At 51.2% G+C, this 17,565-nt stretch carries 15 protein-coding genes; 14 read left to right on the forward strand and 1 reads right to left on the reverse strand.

The features are described from left to right. Positions 1-95: 95 nt before the first annotated feature. The gene (locus C7A19_RS00450) at positions 96-2,198 is read right to left on the reverse strand and encodes a tetratricopeptide repeat protein (RefSeq protein ID WP_116643860.1); all 2,103 of its coding nucleotides are present in this window, start codon (positions 2,196-2,198) and stop codon (positions 96-98) included. 445 nt (positions 2,199-2,643) lie between these two features. Between C7A19_RS00450 and C7A19_RS00455 the strand changes: the two genes are divergently transcribed. From C7A19_RS00455 to fliI, 14 genes are all read left to right on the forward strand, one after another. Next, entirely contained in the window at positions 2,644-3,786 is a 1,143-nt protein-coding gene (locus tag C7A19_RS00455; protein WP_069363203.1) for a flagellin, read from the forward strand. Between the two features lie 266 nt (positions 3,787-4,052). After that, positions 4,053-5,177, forward strand: coding sequence for a flagellin (locus C7A19_RS00460; protein ID WP_116643861.1), 1,125 nt, complete (start codon positions 4,053-4,055; stop codon positions 5,175-5,177). A gap of 56 nt (positions 5,178-5,233) precedes the next feature. Beyond that, positions 5,234-5,662 (forward strand): flagellar protein FlaG, encoded by a 429-nt coding sequence (locus C7A19_RS00465; protein WP_077649422.1) that lies wholly within the window; start codon positions 5,234-5,236, stop codon positions 5,660-5,662. 18 nt (positions 5,663-5,680) lie between these two features. Further along, entirely contained in the window at positions 5,681-7,039 is a 1,359-nt protein-coding gene (gene fliD, locus C7A19_RS00470; protein ID WP_077649421.1) for a flagellar filament capping protein FliD, read from the forward strand. A gap of 2 nt (positions 7,040-7,041) precedes the next feature. Next, positions 7,042-7,344 (forward strand): hypothetical protein, encoded by a 303-nt coding sequence (locus C7A19_RS00475; RefSeq protein ID WP_116643862.1) that lies wholly within the window; start codon positions 7,042-7,044, stop codon positions 7,342-7,344. A gap of 12 nt (positions 7,345-7,356) precedes the next feature. Further along, positions 7,357-7,761 (forward strand): flagellar export chaperone FliS, encoded by a 405-nt coding sequence (fliS, locus tag C7A19_RS00480; RefSeq protein WP_046074953.1) that lies wholly within the window; start codon positions 7,357-7,359, stop codon positions 7,759-7,761. Between the two features lie 163 nt (positions 7,762-7,924). Then, positions 7,925-9,409: a sigma-54 dependent transcriptional regulator gene (locus C7A19_RS00485; RefSeq protein WP_069363198.1), complete on the forward strand. Its 1,485-nt coding sequence runs from the start codon at positions 7,925-7,927 to the stop codon at positions 9,407-9,409. Between the two features lie 138 nt (positions 9,410-9,547). After that, positions 9,548-10,597, forward strand: a complete 1,050-nt coding sequence (locus tag C7A19_RS00490) for an ATP-binding protein (RefSeq protein WP_069363197.1) — start codon at positions 9,548-9,550, stop codon at positions 10,595-10,597. Beyond that, a complete protein-coding gene (locus C7A19_RS00495; protein ID WP_116643863.1) occupies positions 10,594-12,003 on the forward strand; it encodes a sigma-54 dependent transcriptional regulator in 1,410 nt (469 codons plus the stop codon). The genes C7A19_RS00490 and C7A19_RS00495 overlap by 4 nt, the downstream gene beginning before the upstream one ends. A 137-nt stretch (positions 12,004-12,140) precedes the next feature. Next, positions 12,141-12,425: a flagellar hook-basal body complex protein FliE gene (gene fliE, locus C7A19_RS00500; RefSeq protein ID WP_231637431.1), complete on the forward strand. Its 285-nt coding sequence runs from the start codon at positions 12,141-12,143 to the stop codon at positions 12,423-12,425. Between the two features lie 15 nt (positions 12,426-12,440). Then, a complete protein-coding gene (gene fliF, locus C7A19_RS00505; protein WP_077484634.1) occupies positions 12,441-14,216 on the forward strand; it encodes a flagellar basal-body MS-ring/collar protein FliF in 1,776 nt (591 codons plus the stop codon). After that, a complete protein-coding gene (gene fliG / locus C7A19_RS00510) occupies positions 14,206-15,261 on the forward strand; it encodes a flagellar motor switch protein FliG (RefSeq protein ID WP_102504688.1) in 1,056 nt (351 codons plus the stop codon). Before fliF ends, fliG begins: the two co-directional genes overlap by 11 nt. Positions 15,262-15,283: 22 nt before the next feature. Further along, positions 15,284-16,246: a flagellar assembly protein FliH gene (locus C7A19_RS00515; RefSeq protein WP_077456375.1), complete on the forward strand. Its 963-nt coding sequence runs from the start codon at positions 15,284-15,286 to the stop codon at positions 16,244-16,246. Next, positions 16,246-17,565, forward strand: a complete 1,320-nt coding sequence (gene fliI, locus C7A19_RS00520; protein ID WP_077456373.1) for a flagellar protein export ATPase FliI — start codon at positions 16,246-16,248, stop codon at positions 17,563-17,565. The genes C7A19_RS00515 and fliI overlap by 1 nt, the downstream gene beginning before the upstream one ends.

A 17,565-nucleotide genomic window follows, 5' to 3' on the forward strand; every position in this document is an offset into this window, starting at 1 on the left:
TCAGCGTTTGATTGTCACAAGGTGCCGAGGATAAGAAAAAACGGGGTCGCATCAGCGGCCCCGTTTGTATCCGGTTAGGCTTGCGGGCTCACTCTTTAGGGGCAGAGATCACTCACTATACGGCGTGCCATGGCATCAAGCAGAGGTTGCTTGTCTTTGAGCATAGGCGGGTAACTGAACGCGTACTCAGCATAGCCTGGCATGGCATCAGGGGTTTGCATATCATTGTTCTGATGGCCGGCAAAAAACACATAACACGGTGTGCCAACGGCAACCGTCAGCCTGTGTACCGCTGTCCCGGCGGTAAACACCCCAGACAGCTGTTTGATCGCGTGAGCCGTTCCCATAAAATCATTTTTAAGATCCAGTCCAGGCAAGGTGACGATTTCAACCCCTGTTTTTTTCTTGATTTTACTAAGCTCTTTATCACACTCGCCATATTGTAAATTAACAAACTGGGCGTCAGGGCAAAGCTGGCGCATGGTTTTGATCCAGCCCGCTAATTCATCTGCCACCAAATAGTGAATGTTACGCGTGGCGGCGGCGAGGCCACTTCGCCAACACACACCAAACACAGGCCCGTGTTGATGTAACTCGGCTAACGGGGCGATCCAAGGCGCATCGGCGGCGACATCCGGGACAATATAGGTTTGTTGATAGAGGTGACGCTCAAAGTGGTGGTAGCACAGGCCCGCTAACGACCCTCCGGCAATCCAACTATCAATATCGGCCAGGACATGTTCTGGCACAAAAATATCTTTTCCGTCAGTGCGAGAAATGGGCACAATCTCCGTGCTGGGAAAAGCCTGACGCAACACCGGCTCCAAGCGAGGATCACAGCCGACATAGACTTGACGGGCGCGCTCAACCACCATGGCGACGTTGTGTAAATAAGCCAGTTCATCGCCGACCCCCTGCTCGGGCATGATAAGCACGGCATCCGTCTCAGGCCGAGACAAGTCCCAACGGGGTAAGTTACCGTGATATTTGAGGCGGCGACCGCACTCAATCCCCGCCTCATTGGCTTGATAGAATTTCTCCCATGCCATTTGCGTGCGATAGACAAACGCCAGGTTGAATCGCAGTGCGTGATCGTCAGGCTGAGAAGCTAGCAGGGTCTCGAGGCGCTGCTGAGCTTGGTCAATATCGCCCATATACCAGTCAAGCTCGCCCAATTGTGCTTGTAGTGTATTGGCTTGTTTATCTTTGACATGATTGAGCGCCTTCTCGTGGATCTGGTAGCAATCGGTTAATTTATCTTGGGTAAATTGATGGTGCTGCTTGAGCAGTTCGAAGGTCGCACGGGCATAAGCATAATGTAACTCACCGCGCTCAGGCTCATCACGCAAACATTGTTTGGCCAGTTTGCTTGCTTCTAACCAGTTTGCTTCATTGAGATAAACCACCAGGAGTTGACGCATAAATGCCGTGTCTTGTGTTTGCTTATAGGTCGTTAAGCAGCGCTGGCGCGCGCTAGCATACTCACCCAGCCCGGCTTCTGCACGGATGAGTAACAGTTGCCAAATTGGATGAGCCTGTGCTTTGTCACTGCCACGTAGTAGCAATTGTTGTGCTTTACCGAACGCTTTCTGATCCAATGCTTGCTGTGCCAATGCCATTAGCGCAGGTGGATAATCAGGCTCCAGGGTGAGTATGGTTTGATAAAGCTGTTCGGCTTGGTCACTGTGTCCATCAGCGACCAAATCAGCTGCCACTGACAAGGTTTTGTTAATTTCATCCGCTAGCCCTTGGTTCTTCAGCTGGTGGAGCTCGTCACGCAAAGCGTGCGTTCGACGACTTTCTCCTTGTAAGCCGAGTTTGGCCGTCAACTGCTCACGCAAATTAAGGATGTCTTGGTTGGTGGGGGCGGCGGCAAACAGTGCTTCAACGATTTCCATGGCCGCGTGGTTATGCCCTTGTTGCGTCAATAACTGTGCCTTATCGAACAGCAAAGACAGATCGTCAGGGGCATGCTCAAGCGCGTGGTCAAGGTGAGCCATTGCTTGCATGTATTGTCCCGCTTCCGCATCCAGTACGGCCAGCACTTGCCGCACTTGAACCGTATCGGGGGCATGGCTCAGTATTTGCTCGAATACTTGCCGCGCATCGGGTTTCTTCCCTTCTTGGTAAAGACGAATCCCGAGCTGAAAGGCGTCATCCAGCGTCATATTGGTGTGGCCGTCATTGTCTTGCGTCATCGGTTACATCGTCCTGTTATCCGTGAAAGCCTCGTGCATCACAGCATGAGGCTGGCGAGCATCGATAAACCAATAATTTAGCAAAAAATATGCCTTGCGTCCGACTGTTGAAAGAAGTTGGCCGCTAACTTGCAGGCTAACTTTCATATAGACGGCAAAAAGCTAGGCGAGGCATTGCCGTACCTTGCCGCTAAGCACAGAAAAACGGCAGAATTTTTCGAGTTGGCCTTGGCTGTGAGGATGAAAAAAACCATTTAAGTCTTTGATTTTAAATGATTGATAAAAGTTGGCACACATATTGTATTTGTTTGTTCAAGCGGCCAGTTTTTGAACGGGCTGATTTTGAAACTGATTAACAAGCTGTTCCCGCAGCACCGCCAAACACAGTGCAACACGTCGCGGGTAGGCTGTTTCGCAAAGCAAGCGAAAGTCAAAGGAGAGCAAAATGGGTGTAACAGTTAACACCAACGTGTCTGCGATGACTGCGCAGCGTTACCTGAATAAAGCGACCGATGAGTTGAATAATTCAATGGAACGTCTGTCGTCAGGTAGCCGAATTAACAGTGCTAAAGACGACGCGGCGGGTTTGCAGATTTCTAACCGTTTGGTTGCCCAAACACGTGGCCTTGATGTGGCAATGCGAAACGCCAATGATGGTATTTCTATTGCGCAGACCGCCGAAGGGGCAATGCAGGAATCGACCAATATTTTGCAGCGCATGCGGGATCTTTCCCTCCAGTCTGCAAACGGTGCCAACGGTAAAGCCGAGCGCGTGGCTATTCAAGAAGAGGTGGAAGCACTGAAAGATGAGCTTAACCGGATTGCTGAAACCACGGCGTTTGGTGGCCGTCGATTGCTTAATGGCTCGTTTGGTGAAGCCTCGTTCCAAATTGGTGCGGATGCCGGTGAGGCGATCATCATGGGACTATCGAGTATTCGCGCTGATGATTTTCGCATGGGTGGCGTAGAATTTGTTGGCGGTCAACCCAAATCAGCTGGATGGGAAGTGGATGGCGCAGCCTCGACATTACAGCTGCAGTTCACCACCAAAGATGGTGAAAACATTAGCTTGAGTATTAATGCAAAAGCGGGCGATGATGTTGAAGAGCTGGCCAGTTACATCAATGGTCAGTCTGATGAAATGCTCACAGCATCGGTCGATGAGCAAGGACAGTTACAAGTATTTATGCAAGAGCCAGATGTGCAGGGGGCGGTCACATTTAGCGGCGGTTTAGCGGCATCGCTTGGTTTAGCTAGCGGTAATGGTGACCTGGTCTCCACTGCTGATGTCGATGTATCAGATGTGGGTGGCGCGCAAATGGCCGTTGGGGTCATTGACTCTGCAATGCGCTATATCGATAGCCAACGGGCGGACTTGGGTGCTAAGCAAAACCGACTCAGTCACACCATCAGTAACTTGTCCAATATCCAGGAGAACGTGTCTGCGTCTAACAGCCGGATCCGTGATACCGACTTTGCCCGAGAAACCACGGCAATGACCAAGGGGCAAATCCTGCAACAGGCGGGCACCTCGATGTTGGCACAAGCGAAACAGATGCCGCAAGCGGCACTAAACCTCCTGCAATAATGCTTGCATATCAGCACACTAAAAGCGGCAATCAGTTGCCGCTTTTTTTTGTGCTATTTTTCTAAAAATCTTCCTAAAGATATTTCTCCTTTGGGCGTTAACCTTCATAGCGCCTTACGGCAGTGGTGTAAGTGCACCGCCAAGCACCGATAAAAAAAGCTAAAGCTTTCTCAACGTGCGCCGCTAAATGGGTTGTGAACAATTTTGATACTGGTTTTCCCTGGTCAGCTGGGCGAAGCCGGACCTAGAACCAAAGGAGAATAGTTATGGCTATTACTGTTAACACTAACGTCCCTGCGATGACGGCTCAGCGTTTTTTGAATAACTCAACCGATGCGCTGAACAACTCGATGGAGCGTTTGTCATCCGGTTCTCGCATTAACAGTGCTAAAGACGACGCGGCAGGCCTTCAGATTTCTAACCGTTTGATGGCACAAAGCAACGGGCTGGGCGTGGCTGTTCGAAATGCGAACGACGGTATTTCAATGGCGCAAACCGCTGAAGGTGCGATGGAAGAGTCAAGTAACATCTTGCAACGTATGCGTGACTTGTCACTGCAATCAGCTAACGGCTCTAATGGAGATGCTGAGCGAAGCGCAATCCAAGAAGAGGTTGTCGCGCTGAAAGACGAACTGAACCGTATTGCAGAAACAACCTCGTTCGGTGGGGCGAAACTACTTAACGGTACCTTCGGTACCCGCTCTTTCCAAGTGGGGGCAGACGCCGGTGAAGCGGTGATGATGGAGTTTAAAAACATCCGTGCAGACCACAGCGAAATGGGCGGGGCAAGCTTTACAGCGACTAACGCAAAATCAGCAGGCTGGACGGCGACTGCCGGTGCCACCATGGCCATCAATATCACTAACGCTGACGGCACGTCTACGTCTATCAACGTAACAGCTAAAGGTGGCGACGATATTGAAGAGATCGCGACTTATATCAATGGTCAAGCGGATGACAAATTGAGCGCGTCTGTGACTGAAGATGGCGAGCTGCAAATCGTCACCGGTGCTGGATCTGATGCCACCTTCACGGGCGCGTTGGCAACATCGCTAGCGATGGGTACCAAAGTGGATGAAACCATTAAAGATGTGGATGTTTCGTCTATGGGTGGTGCGCAAAAAGCTGTGGGTATGATTGATAACGCGATGCAGTTCATCGACTCTCACCGTGCGGAATTGGGTGCGAAGCAAAACCGCTTGAGTCACACCATTGCCAACTTGGATAACGTTAATGAAAACGTCTCGGCCTCTAACAGCCGGATCCGTGATGTTGACTTTGCCAAAGAAACAACCAACTTGACCAAGTCACAAATCTTGCAGCAATCTGGTACCTCTATTTTGGCGCAAGCCAAGCAGGCACCACAAGCCGCACTGAGCTTGCTCGGTTAAACCATTCACGAGTGGCGGCTTAATCGCCGCCGCTACGTTTTGGGAGGTGAATAGCGATGGACATTTCATCCGTTACAAATTCATCCCTGCCGCACTCAGTACACTCTGATGGCACAAAGGTTGCTAGAGATGTAAGAGTTGGAAAAGTACGCCCAGATCCGGTCAGCCAGCACCAGCAGGCAGAACGTCGTGAGGCGAAAGAATCAATGCAACAACGCCGTGTAGAGCAGTCACAGCGCATTGAGGAAAATCGCCAACTACAACGACAACAACTGGAGAAGTTGGTAGAGCGGCTCGATGAGTTTATGTCCGACTTTAACAAAGGGCTCGCATTTCGTTTGGATGAAGACACAGGGCGCAGTGTGATCACCGTTTATGAAATGAACAGTGGTGACATCATCCGTCAGATCCCAGAGCAGGAAATGTTAGAGCTTGCTAAGCAATTGTCGCAACACGCGCGAGGGCTGGTCACAGAAAAGGTATAACGAGGTGAGAGAGTCGTTATGAGTGTTAAGGCAGCAGGCATGGGCGGTGGCATGGATATTAATGCCATGGTCACTAAAATCGTGGATGCTGAACGTGCACCCAAGCAAGAGCGAATTGTCAAACGCACTAATGAGGTTGAAACCGACATCAGTGCGTTTGGCCGCTTAAAAGAATCTCTCGATAAACTCAAAACCCAAATGTACGATTTTCGCCGCAATGAAGGTTTTGCGGCGAGAACCACATCCGTTAGCAATCCAGACGCACTTGGCGCCAGCGCGACGCCAGATGCCATTCCCGGTCGTTATCAAATCGATGTTCAGCAACTTGCGGGTGCACACAAGCTTGTTTCACCGGGCGTTGATGCTGAGGCGTCTTTAGGTAGTGGCAAGCTCACTATCACCATGGGTAACCGCACCAGTGTGATTGATGTTCCCCAAGGTAAAGACAGCTTGGCAGACATCGTGCGGGCGATTAATAGCGATCCGAAAAACCCCGGTGTGCAAGCGTCGCTTATCCAAGATGATAGCGGTGCACGCATGGTGTTGAACGGCAACAAAACGGGGGCGGACAATCAGGTGGAAGTCAGTGTTGATGCGCAAGTGGGCAGTGCGCTTCACCAGTTAGGCTTCAAAGCCGGACAAGCCAATAATGGCATGGCACAAATGCAAGCCGCACAAGATGCCAAGATACTGATTGATGGTATCGCGTCAGTCTCCAGTGCGACCAACACCTTTGATAATGCTATCGAAGGCGTATCACTGGAAGTGGCGCAAACCAGTGATAAGCCGCTGTCACTTGCCGTTGAGCATGACCGAGAGTCAGTACGTTCGACCATTACGTCGTTCGTGGATAATTACAATGCGTTTTTCCGTGTCTCGCAAGCGGTGAGTCAGTATGACCCCGAGACCCAGCAAGGCGGGCCTTTGGTGGGGGAAAGTGTCATTCGAACGGCAACCAGTCGATTGCGTAACCTTTTCTCGTCACCGATTGAGCAAGCGCCTGAGGGAATGAAAACCCTGAGTGAGCTTGGCGTCACTACCACCATGGACGGTCGTCTAGAAGTCGACAACAAGGTACTTGACCGACAACTGCGTCAAAACTTTAACGCACTGGAAGGCTTTTTTGGTGGCAATGATGGTTTTGCGCGTCAGCTTGAACAAGTGGTTGGCGGCTTTACCGGCGCGGGGGGCGCGATCAGTAATCGTGAAAGCACATTGTCAGAGCAAAAACTTCGCCTTCGTGATGACCAGCGAGAACTAGATCGCCGCATGGAAAACCTAGAGTCGCGCACCATGCAGCGCTTTTCTGCGATGGAAGAAGCCACCTCGCAAATGCGTTCACAGTTACAAGCTATGCAAAACATTATGCCGGGTTAATAATGACCCAGGTATCCGAATGGCTCGACGCACTCGAACAGATTGATGAGGCTATTGCGCAGCAATTGAACATGAGTGACATTGATTCAGAAAAGCTGGCTCAGCAATTGCATGACAGACAGGCGTTACTTGACCAGATTGCAGCGTCGCCACAAGCGCCGAATCAACAGCAATGGTCTCAGGCGTTAACAAGAACACAAACGCTCATTGATGCACTCGAGGGGCAGAAAGCCGATGCTGCCAAGCGCTTGTTACAGCAGCGCAAGGGGAAGCAGTCTGTGCAGCTGTATAAGAAATTTCAATAAGTGAGGAAGACTATGAGAGGCTCACTACAGGCCTACAAGAAGGTCTCGGTTGACAGTCAATTAAGCGCTGCGTCGCCTCATAAGGTTATCCAAATGCTGATGGCCGGCGCGATTGAGCGCTTAATTCAAGGCAAAGCTGCCATGGCACAAGGCGACTTATCCGTCAAAGGTGAGCGGTTAGGTAAAGCGTTAGATATCATTATTAACCTACGTGCATGTCTATCAATGGATGATGGCGGCGATATCGCTGATAACTTAGACGCTATCTATGACTTTATGATTCGTCAGGTGAGTACCGCGAATTTGGAAAATAAACCGGAACCCATCGACGATGTGATTGAACTATTAAGAGAGATAAAATCCGCTTGGGACCAGATTCCTTCCGAATACCATAATATGACTCAAGCGACCAGTTAAACTGCCTATCAAACTGCTGACATGGCACTGGAGTCACAGGTTTACTGTGTCTCCGGTTGCCTTATGCGCGTTCTCTATTACAATGTCTTGATTAAAATTGAGATTGTTGTTGCTGAAAAGCAACACGATTATAAAAAGTTATCAGGGCAGACGTATCTCACACATGCAAGATTTAGCAAAGATCCTCGTTATCGATGACGATGACCAGTTTCGTCACGATCTCGGCGTGATACTCGACTTTATCGGCGAGCGTTACGCGCTTCACTCGACCGCGGATGTCAGTGATGCACTTTGGGAGCAAAACTGGGGCGCATGTTTTCTTGGCCACGTCCGCTCGACACCGTTACTTGAAAAAGTACTTGAGCAGCTTGCGACCTATCATCACGTGCCTGTGATTGCGATTCGACGCCACGATCGTGAGCTTTCAGGGTTACCCAACTATGTGGGTGAACTTGGGTTACCTTTGAACTATCCGCAATTATTCGATGCACTCCATCACTGTCGCGAGTTTGCCGGTAAACAGGCTTTCAGTATTCCACAGTTGTCTGGTGATAATACTGCCTTTCATAACATGGTGGGCAAAAGCGACGCCATCGAACAGGTCCGTCATCTCATTGAGCAGGTCGCGTCTACCGAAGCCAGTGTTTTGATCCTCGGTGAATCTGGTACCGGAAAAGAAGTGGTGGCGCGTCATATCCACCATGCCTCATCACGCGCGTCTGGCCCCTTTGTCCCCGTCAATTGCGGAGCAATTCCAGGCGAGTTGCTAGAAAGCGAACTCTTCGGTCACGAGAAAGGTGCCTTCACGGGGGCGATTTCAGCGCGTAAAGGGCGCTTCGAGCTGGCTGAAGGCGGAACATTGTTTTTGGATGAGATCGGCGACATGCCGATGCCGATGCAAGTTAAATTGTTACGTGTGTTGCAAGAACGTACGTTTGAGCGCGTAGGAGGCAACAAAAGCATTCGCGCCAATGTTCGCGTCGTTGCCGCGACCCACCGTACGCTAGAAACCATGATCAAAGACGGTGAGTTTCGAGAAGATTTGTATTATCGGCTCAATGTTTTTCCGATCGAAATGCCAGCGCTGCGCGAGCGAATTGATGATATCCCGCTATTGATTCATGAGCTAATGTCTCGCCTTGATGTGGAAGGTAATGGTCGGATCCATATTTCCCCTCGAGCGATTAATTCGCTGATGGAGCATGAGTGGCCAGGCAATGTTCGCGAGCTGGCGAATCTGATTGAGCGTTTGGTTATCTTGTACCCAGGGCAAATGGTCGATGTGAATCATTTGCCTGCCAAATATCGCTACAGTGATATTCCTGAATTTCAGCCTGAGGCCTATTCGGTTGAAGATACCGAGATGGCTGAACGCGATGCGCTTACCGCGATGTTTCATGAGCCGGATGAGCCCGCTTTCGAGGAGGATATGCCTGGCTTTGCCGATAGTCCCGGCTTCACAAGCTTGCCGCCTGAGGGTGTGAATTTGAAAGAAACCCTCGCCGAGGTTGAGATTGATTTGATAAAGCAAGCGCTAGAGGCGCAGTCTGGTGTGGTTGCTCGGGCGGCTGACATGCTGAGTATGCGGCGAACGACACTGGTAGAAAAGATGCGAAAGTACGGATTGAACAAGGAAGAATTAATCTAGAACGACGAGGCGTCAAAAAGCGGAGTCAAAAAAATGACTTCGCTTTTTTGTCTTCAACTATCTGATAAAATTAGTGATTTTTGTGGCATAATCTCTGCTTAAGTGAGTAAAACCTTGATCGAAATGTGTGTTGCCTAAATGGAAACCCAATCTTCGCCACTGGGATCAGTGGATCAACAAGTCACTCGGTATAAGCAAGTTCTCGATGTGATGCCAGCAGGTGTTATCTTGCTTGATGCTAATGGCCGTGTCGCTGAAGCCAATCCAGAGGCGCATCGCCTCCTTGGGGAACCGCTCACTCAGCAGCGTTGGTTTGATGTGATTCAACGCGCTTTCTCGCCGCGAGACGATGATGGACACGAGGTCTCTCTCAAAGATGGTCGTCGGGTGAAGCTGGCCATTTCAGCGTCCGACTCAGGGCAACTTATCTTGATCACCGACATGACAGAAACCCGCTTATTGCAGTCGCGCGTGAGTGATCTGCAACGTTTGTCGTCGTTGGGGAAAATGGTGGCGTCGCTGGCTCACCAAGTGCGCACGCCGCTATCTAGCGCGATTTTATATGCGTCGAACCTTGGCGCGCCCAACCTCAATGATGCGACACGGCAGCGGTTTCAATTCAAACTGTTAGACCGGCTACATGACTTAGAAAAGCAAGTGAACGATATGTTGTTGTTTGCTAAAGGTGGCGACAACAAGGTGGTGAAAGTGTTTACCGTTGAGCAGTTGTTTAATGAATTTGAGCCCATGGTGGATGCGGTGATTCAAGGCCACGATGTTGATTTTGCCATCAACAGCGATGACGAAAGCCTCCCCTTGCTCGGTAATCCCAATGCATTGGCCAGCGCGCTGAGTAACTTGGTTGTCAATGCTGTTCAAGTCGCGGGCAAGGGCTGCCAAGTGGTGGTTGATTCGCGCCAACAAGGCGATAGTTTATTACTGTCTGTTGCCGATAGTGGTCCAGGTATTGCGCCTGAGCTGCAAGCGAAAGTTTTAGAGCCTTTTTTTACCACACGACAGCAAGGTACAGGTCTTGGCCTCGCCGTTGTGCAAATGGTGTGTCATGCCCATGAGGGTAAACTCACCTTACAATCGGAACCTGAAAAAGGGGCCTGTTTTACATTGTGTTTGCCGCTTGCCAAGGGGGGAGCGGCAGAGCAGGGTAAGAGCGTAGGAGAAACACAATGAGCCAAACCACAGTGCTAATCGTTGAAGATGATGAAGGTTTGCGCGAGGCGCTGGTCGATACCTTAGCCTTAGCGGGATACCATTGGCGCGAAGCGGACAGTGCAGAGCAAGCGCTCGTGACATTAAAAGCCGAGCCAATTGATATTGTTGTTTCAGATGTACAGATGGCGGGGATGGATGGCTTGGCGCTTTTGCGATCAATCAAAACGCATACGCCAAATTTACCTGTGTTGCTCATGACCGCTTATGCCAACATCGAGGATGCGGTGGCCGCCATGAAAGAGGGGGCCATTGATTACATGGCCAAACCTTTTGCGCCAGAAGTGCTCCTCAATATGGTCAGTCGCTATGCACCGGTTAAAAACGATGACTCGGATGCGATTGCAGAAGATCCGAAAAGTGTCGCCTTGTTAGCCTTGGCCGATAAAGTCGCCAATACTGACGCCAATGTGATGATCCTTGGGCCGTCAGGGTCGGGTAAAGAAGTGATGGCGCGCTATATTCATGACCACTCTGCGCGCGCGAGTGCCCCCTTTGTCGCGATTAACTGTGCCGCGATTCCCGAAAACATGCTGGAAGCCACCCTTTTCGGCTATGAGAAAGGGGCGTTTACCGGTGCGGTGCAAGCGTGTCCGGGAAAATTTGAGCAAGCCCAAGGTGGCACTATCTTATTGGATGAAATCAGTGAGATGGATTTGGGGCTGCAAGCCAAGCTGCTCCGCGTATTACAAGAGCGAGAGGTGGAACGCCTTGGGGGGCGCAAAAGTATTCAGCTTGACTTGCGGGTGCTTGCCACCAGTAACCGCGATCTAAAAGACTATGTGGCGCAAGGACACTTTCGTGAAGACTTATATTACCGTCTGAATGTGTTTCCCATCACTTGGCCCGCGTTATATGAACGCCCTGGTGACATTATCCCGCTGGCAAATTATTTATTATCACGGCATTGTCAAAAACAAGGTTTGCCTTGTCCCAGCATACAGCCTAACGCTGAGCAAAAGTTGTTGAATTACACTTGGCCTGGCAATGTGCGGGAGCTTGATAACGTGATGCAGCGTGCCTTGATACTGGCCACCCAATCTCATATTCAAGCAACAGATATTTTACTCGAGGGGCAAGACTGGCAAGATGCGTCTGGCTTACAAAGCAAGGTGATGGATAGTCAATCGCACGCTGCCGCTGCGACGCTACCGACCGAGCCTGTGCAAGAAACGATGGAGCCTTCACCAAACGGGGCAGGCTTGGGCAACGAATTACGCGACCAAGAGTTTTCTATCATACTCGATACTATCCGTGCGTGTGAGGGGCGGCGCAAAGATGTCGCCGAGCGCTTAGGGATCAGCCCCAGGACACTGCGCTATAAGCTGGCCAAAATGCGTGATGCCGGGATTGATATTCCTCAGTAATGATCCAGCGTCGTCAGCTTTTGCGAAAGTGGTCTCAAAGTTGCACATAGTAAGATGACTGATAGTAATCTGACTGAATTGACAAAATATTGACACAGGAAGGATCGACGATGAAAGCGAATGCCTTGACGCAAGAGATGCAAGCCATGGCGGCAGCGGCGAAGAATGTCTCTCAGCCTGCAACCGGTCAACAAGTCAGCCAAGAATTTGGCGATATGCTTGCCAGTGCGATTAATCATGTAAATGGATTGCAAAAGACTTCGGGCGAGCTTGCCACGCGGTTCGATGAAGGCGATCGCAACGTAAGCTTATCGGATGTGATGATTGCTCGAAACAAGTCGAGTGTGGCGTTTGATGCCACCGTGCAAACGCGCAACAAGTTAGTTGAGGCGTATAAAGAACTCATGAATATGCCTGTTTAATGTAGGAATTAATCAGTGGCTGAAGAGAACCAAAACACCGATCTGGCGGTTTCAGATGGCGCAGCAGCACTGCCATCAACCGATGCGGCATTAGACGCAGAGCAAAGCACGCAAGATCCGGACGCATCAGAACAGTCAGCATCGTCAAACTCGATGTTTGGCGATCTCGACATGGTGCGCCAGTTGATCTTGGTGTTAGCGGTTGCGATTTGTGTCGCGCTGATCATGATGCTGTTTTTTTGGGTGCAGGAACCCGAAATGCGGCCACTGGGTACGTACGAAACAGAAGAACTTATCCCTGTTTTGGATCACCTTGACCAGAACAAAGTTGAATACCAATTAGATGGGAATACCATCCGCGTCCCTTCAAGCGATTACTCCTCCATTCGCCTCGGTTTAACGCGGGTAGGGCTGAATACCAGCACGGCCGAGGGGGATGAGATCTTACTTAATGACATGGGCTTTGGCGTCTCACAAAAACTCGAGCAAGAGCGATTAAAACTCAGTCGTGAGCGACAGCTAGCCGCCGCGATTGAAGAAGTGCGGCAAGTGCGAAACGCCCGTGTCTTGTTAGCGATGCCCAAACAGAGCGTCTTTGTACGCCACAACCAAGAGGCATCAGCCACGGTATTCTTAACCTTGGGAGGCACAAATACCCTAGGTCAAGAGGAAGTGGACTCGATTGTTGATATGGTCGCCTCTGCCGTCCCGTCGCTAAAACCCACGCGCGTCACCGTCACCGATCAGCATGGCCGCTTGCTAAACTCAGGCAGTGAAGATCCAGCCTCAGCGGCGCGGCGCAAAGAGTACGAATTGGAGCGTAAACAAGAGCGCCAATTGCGCGAAAAAATCGACTCCATACTGATCCCCGTACTAGGGCTGGGCAACTATACTTCACAAGTCGACGTGGCATTAGATTTTAGTTCACTGGAAGAAACGCAGCGTCAGTATAACCCCAACACACCGGCAACACGCAGCGAATACACGCGCGAAGACTATAATGGCTCGGATCGTGTCGCAGGTATTCCAGGGGCCTTAAGCAACCAACCGCCGGCCGATGCCTCCATTCCGGAAGACGTCAGGGATCTTAAAAATGGTGCAGGCGGTACCGGGTCGGTGAGCCGTGAATCGACACGTAACTTTGAACTCGATACCACCATTCGTCACCGACGCGCGCAGTCAGGCGTCATCGATAGACAAACCGTCTCTGTGGCGGTGAATTTTAAACAAAGTGTCGATCCTGAAACCGGGGATACGGTTAAGCAGCCTTTGTCAGATGATGAACTGGCCAAAATCCGCCGTCTTTTAATGGGCGGGGTGGGCTTTAGTGAGCAGCGTGGTGATGTGCTCGAAGTGATCGCCGTTCCCTTTGTTGAGCCAGAGCAAGCGGCAGAGCAAGATGTGCCGATTTGGGATCATCCCAACTTTAATGACTGGGTTCGTTGGTTAGCGGCGGCCTTGGTGATCATTGTTATTATCGTGGTCTTGGTGCGTCCAGCGATGAAAAAGCTGCTTTATCCAAATACCGACGAAGATGGCAATACCGTGGGCCCCAATGGCGAAATCCTTGGCCCAGATGGCTTGCCAGTTACCCCTGATGGGGATGATGTCGGCTTGATAGGCTCTGAGCTTGACGGTTCTAGCAACTTTGCGATGTCAGCGTCGGATGTTGAGCTGCCAAACTTACATAAAGATGAAGACTTGTTAAAAGCGGTGCGGGCGCTGGTTGCCAATGAGCCAGACTTGGCCGCACAAGCGGTGAAAAATTGGGTAACCGAAGATGGCAAATGAAGTCGCAACCACAGGCGGTGATGAGCAAGCTGGCTCAAACTTCGATATCAGCTCGTTGAGTGGGATCGAAAAAGCCGCCATTTTGCTACTCAGTTTAAGTGAACAAGATGCCGCGAGTATCATTCGCCACCTTGAGCCGAAACAGGTTCAACGGGTGGGCGCGGCCATGACCTCGATGACCGATCTTAATTCGGACAAAGTGGCGGCCGTCCACCGTGCCTTTTTAGAGGAGATCCAAAAATACACCTCTATCGGGATGGGGAGTGAAGACTTTGTACGCAACGCCCTGGTGGCTGCCTTGGGTGAAGACAAAGCGAATAACTTGGTGGACCAAATATTGCTTGGCAGCGGCTCCAAAGGCTTGGATTCACTGAAATGGATGGATCCGCGCCAAGTCGCCAGCATCATTATCAACGAGCACCCGCAAATCCAAACCATCGTCTTATCTTATCTGGATCCCGAGCACTCGGCCGAGATTTTGTCACAGTTTGTTGAGCGAGATCGCCTGGACTTGATGATGCGGATTGCCAACTTAGAAGAGGTGCAACCGGCAGCACTGCACGAGTTAAACGAGATCATGGAAAAGCAATTTGCTGGCCAAGCGGGGGCACAAGCGGCCAAAATTGGTGGCTTAAAAGCGGCAGCGGAAATCATGAACTACATGGACAACAGTGTCGAAGGGGTACTGATGGACTCGATTCGCGATCAAGACGAAGAGATGGCCTCACAAATCCAAGACTTGATGTTCGTGTTTGATAACTTGATTGATGTGGATGACCGCGGGGTGCAGACCTTACTCCGTGATGTGCCACAAGAAGTGTTGCAAAAAGCGCTTAAAGGCGCGGAAGATAACTTGCGCGAGAAAATCTATCGCAATATGTCCAAACGAGCGGCCGAGATGTTGCAAGACGATATCGAGGCCATGGGGCCTATCCGGGTCTCAGATGTGGAAGGGGCGCAAAAAGAAATCTTATCGGTTGCGCGTCGTCTTGCCGATGCCGGTGAAATTATGCTTGCCGCAGGCGGCGGCGATGACTTCGTCTAAGCCGTATTTGTAAGGGGCACTGATGAGTTTAGAAAAACGCCGTGGCTATATTCGCGCCGATGAGGCCGATGCGGAAACCATTGATAGGTGGGCATTGCCCCCTTACAACGAAGGCGAAAACCTGCCTAAAGACACGGCACTTAATTACGATCCCAGTTGGGAGCCAGACGTTGAGGTGGAGCCGGAGGAAAACGAGCCTGCCCCCGAACCTTTAACCGCTGACGCCCTCGACGCTATTCGCCAGCAGGGCTATGACGAAGGGTATGAAGAAGGCAAGCAGCTGGGGCATGCCGAGGGACTTGAGGCCGGTTTAGAGCAAGGGCATGAGAAGGGCCATGAAGAAGGAAAAAAGGCCGGATTTGAGCAAGGCGTCGCTGACGGGCAAGCGCTGATTGAAGCACGTTGTCAGCAGCTCGATAGTATACTCAATCAGTTAAGTCATCCGTTAGAAAAGTTGGAGATGGATGTTGAGCAACAACTGTTAGTGATGGTCCAGACCTTGACCAAGTCATTGACAGGTGTGGAGCTAGACACGAATCCTCAGGTGATTCTGCACACCTTACGAGCCGCCATTGCCGCTTTGCCAGTGGCCGATCACCCGGTTACTGCGGCGTTGCATCCAGATGACTATGCCATTGTCACCGACGCGTATGATGACGATATGCTCGCGGCTCGCGACTGGACCTTGCAATCCGAGCCGGCCCTCTCGCGTGGAGACGTCCATGTAAAAGCCAAAGATTCAGTGGTCGACTATCGCTATGCTGAGCGCGTGGACGCGTTATTAAGAGAGTTTCAAGGGCAGAATCAACCCCGGCAATCCGCGCCATCAGACGGCGCAACGGTAGAGCCCGTTGATACCGGTGCCTATGCCAACGAACCGGCGACCACCGAGGGCGCGGCGGCGAGTGACGACCCCGTTGAGCAAGACACCGCGGCAACGTCTGAAGATGAAGCCACATCGACTGAGGATCCAGGGCAATCATAATGAGCCAACTCGCTGAGCGGTTAAAACAATGTCAGCTTGATAATTTAGCTCCCAAGCCAGTGGCGTCGGGAAAATTGGTGCGTATGGTTGGGCTGACACTTGAAGCGATAGGCTGTCGCGCGCCCATTGGGTCTGTGTGCTCGGTTGAAACCCTTAATGGCACCATTGAAGCTGAAGTAGTGGGCTTTGCCGATGAGCTTTTGTACTTGATGCCCAACGAGCAAGTTTCAGGTGTGTTGCCAGGGGCAAGAGTCACGCCCTTGTCTGAACGCAGTCAACTCTCGGTGGGGATGGAGCTGTTGGGGCGCGTTATCGATGGTATGGGCAATCCACTGGATGGTAAGGGCGATATCTATACGGATAAGCAAGCAAGCCTAGAGGGTATACCGATCAATCCCTTATCACGGCAACCGATCCGTGAACCGCTCGATGTTGGCATCAAGTCGATCAATGGTCTATTGACGGTGGGGAAAGGCCAGCGCATCGGCTTGTTTGCTGGCTCTGGGGTGGGTAAATCTGTCACCTTGGGGATGATGACACGCGGTACCACTGCGCAAGTGGTGGTCGTCGGATTGATTGGTGAGCGTGGCCGAGAAGTGAAAGAGTTTATCGATGATATCCTCGGAGAAGAAGGCCGTGCACGGGCGGTGGTTGTCGCTGCGCCAGCTGACTCATCACCCTTGGTGAGGCTTAAAGGCTGTCAAACGGCGTTAACCATTGCCGAATATTTCCGCGACCTCGGTCTTGATGTTCTCTTATTGATGGACTCGTTAACGCGGTTTGCGCAGGCTCAGCGCGAAATTGCGTTGTCGGTGGGCGAGCCACCGGCGACCAAAGGGTATCCGCCCTCGGTGTTTGCGCGCTTACCCTCACTGGTTGAGCGCGCGGGGAACGGTGCCGTTGGGCAGGGGTCGATCACTGCCTTTTTTACCGTGCTGACCGAAGGGGATGATTTACAAGACCCTATTGCCGATGCAGCACGAGCGATACTCGATGGTCATATTGTGCTATCGCGCGAGTTAGCGGATAGCGGTCATTACCCGGCGATTGATGTTGAGCGTTCGGTCAGTCGAGTGATGCCCAATATTACTAGCGATGAGCAAATTCTGATGTCGAAAGCAGTGCGGCAAGTGTTGTCCGTGTGCCGAAAAAACCAAGATCTGGTCTCGATAGGCGCTTATAAACCGGGCAGTGATGCGGCGGTTGATCAGGCGTTTAGCTTGAAGCCCAAACTCGACGATTATTTGCAGCAAGGGATCAAAGAAGTGGTTCCTTTTGATATGTGTGTCAATATGTTGCGCTCAACCTTGCAGGGGTAA

This window comes from Salinivibrio sp. HTSP, assembly GCF_003390965.1.
GTDB lineage: Bacteria > Pseudomonadota > Gammaproteobacteria > Enterobacterales > Vibrionaceae > Salinivibrio > Salinivibrio kushneri.

Coding starts and splice junctions, on each gene's coding strand:
- C7A19_RS00450 (WP_116643860.1), bottom strand. CDS start 2,198: ATGACGCAAGACAATGACGGCCACACCAATATGACGCTGGATGACGCC.
- C7A19_RS00455 (WP_069363203.1), top strand. CDS start 2,644: ATGGGTGTAACAGTTAACACCAACGTGTCTGCGATGACTGCGCAGCGT.
- C7A19_RS00460 (WP_116643861.1), top strand. CDS start 4,053: ATGGCTATTACTGTTAACACTAACGTCCCTGCGATGACGGCTCAGCGT.
- C7A19_RS00465 (WP_077649422.1), top strand. CDS start 5,234: ATGGACATTTCATCCGTTACAAATTCATCCCTGCCGCACTCAGTACAC.
- fliD (WP_077649421.1), top strand. CDS start 5,681: ATGAGTGTTAAGGCAGCAGGCATGGGCGGTGGCATGGATATTAATGCC.
- C7A19_RS00475 (WP_116643862.1), top strand. CDS start 7,042: ATGACCCAGGTATCCGAATGGCTCGACGCACTCGAACAGATTGATGAG.
- fliS (WP_046074953.1), top strand. CDS start 7,357: ATGAGAGGCTCACTACAGGCCTACAAGAAGGTCTCGGTTGACAGTCAA.
- C7A19_RS00485 (WP_069363198.1), top strand. CDS start 7,925: ATGCAAGATTTAGCAAAGATCCTCGTTATCGATGACGATGACCAGTTT.
- C7A19_RS00490 (WP_069363197.1), top strand. CDS start 9,548: ATGGAAACCCAATCTTCGCCACTGGGATCAGTGGATCAACAAGTCACT.
- C7A19_RS00495 (WP_116643863.1), top strand. CDS start 10,594: ATGAGCCAAACCACAGTGCTAATCGTTGAAGATGATGAAGGTTTGCGC.
- fliE (WP_231637431.1), top strand. CDS start 12,141: ATGCAAGCCATGGCGGCAGCGGCGAAGAATGTCTCTCAGCCTGCAACC.
- fliG (WP_102504688.1), top strand. CDS start 14,206: ATGGCAAATGAAGTCGCAACCACAGGCGGTGATGAGCAAGCTGGCTCA.
- C7A19_RS00515 (WP_077456375.1), top strand. CDS start 15,284: ATGAGTTTAGAAAAACGCCGTGGCTATATTCGCGCCGATGAGGCCGAT.
- fliI (WP_077456373.1), top strand. CDS start 16,246: ATGAGCCAACTCGCTGAGCGGTTAAAACAATGTCAGCTTGATAATTTA.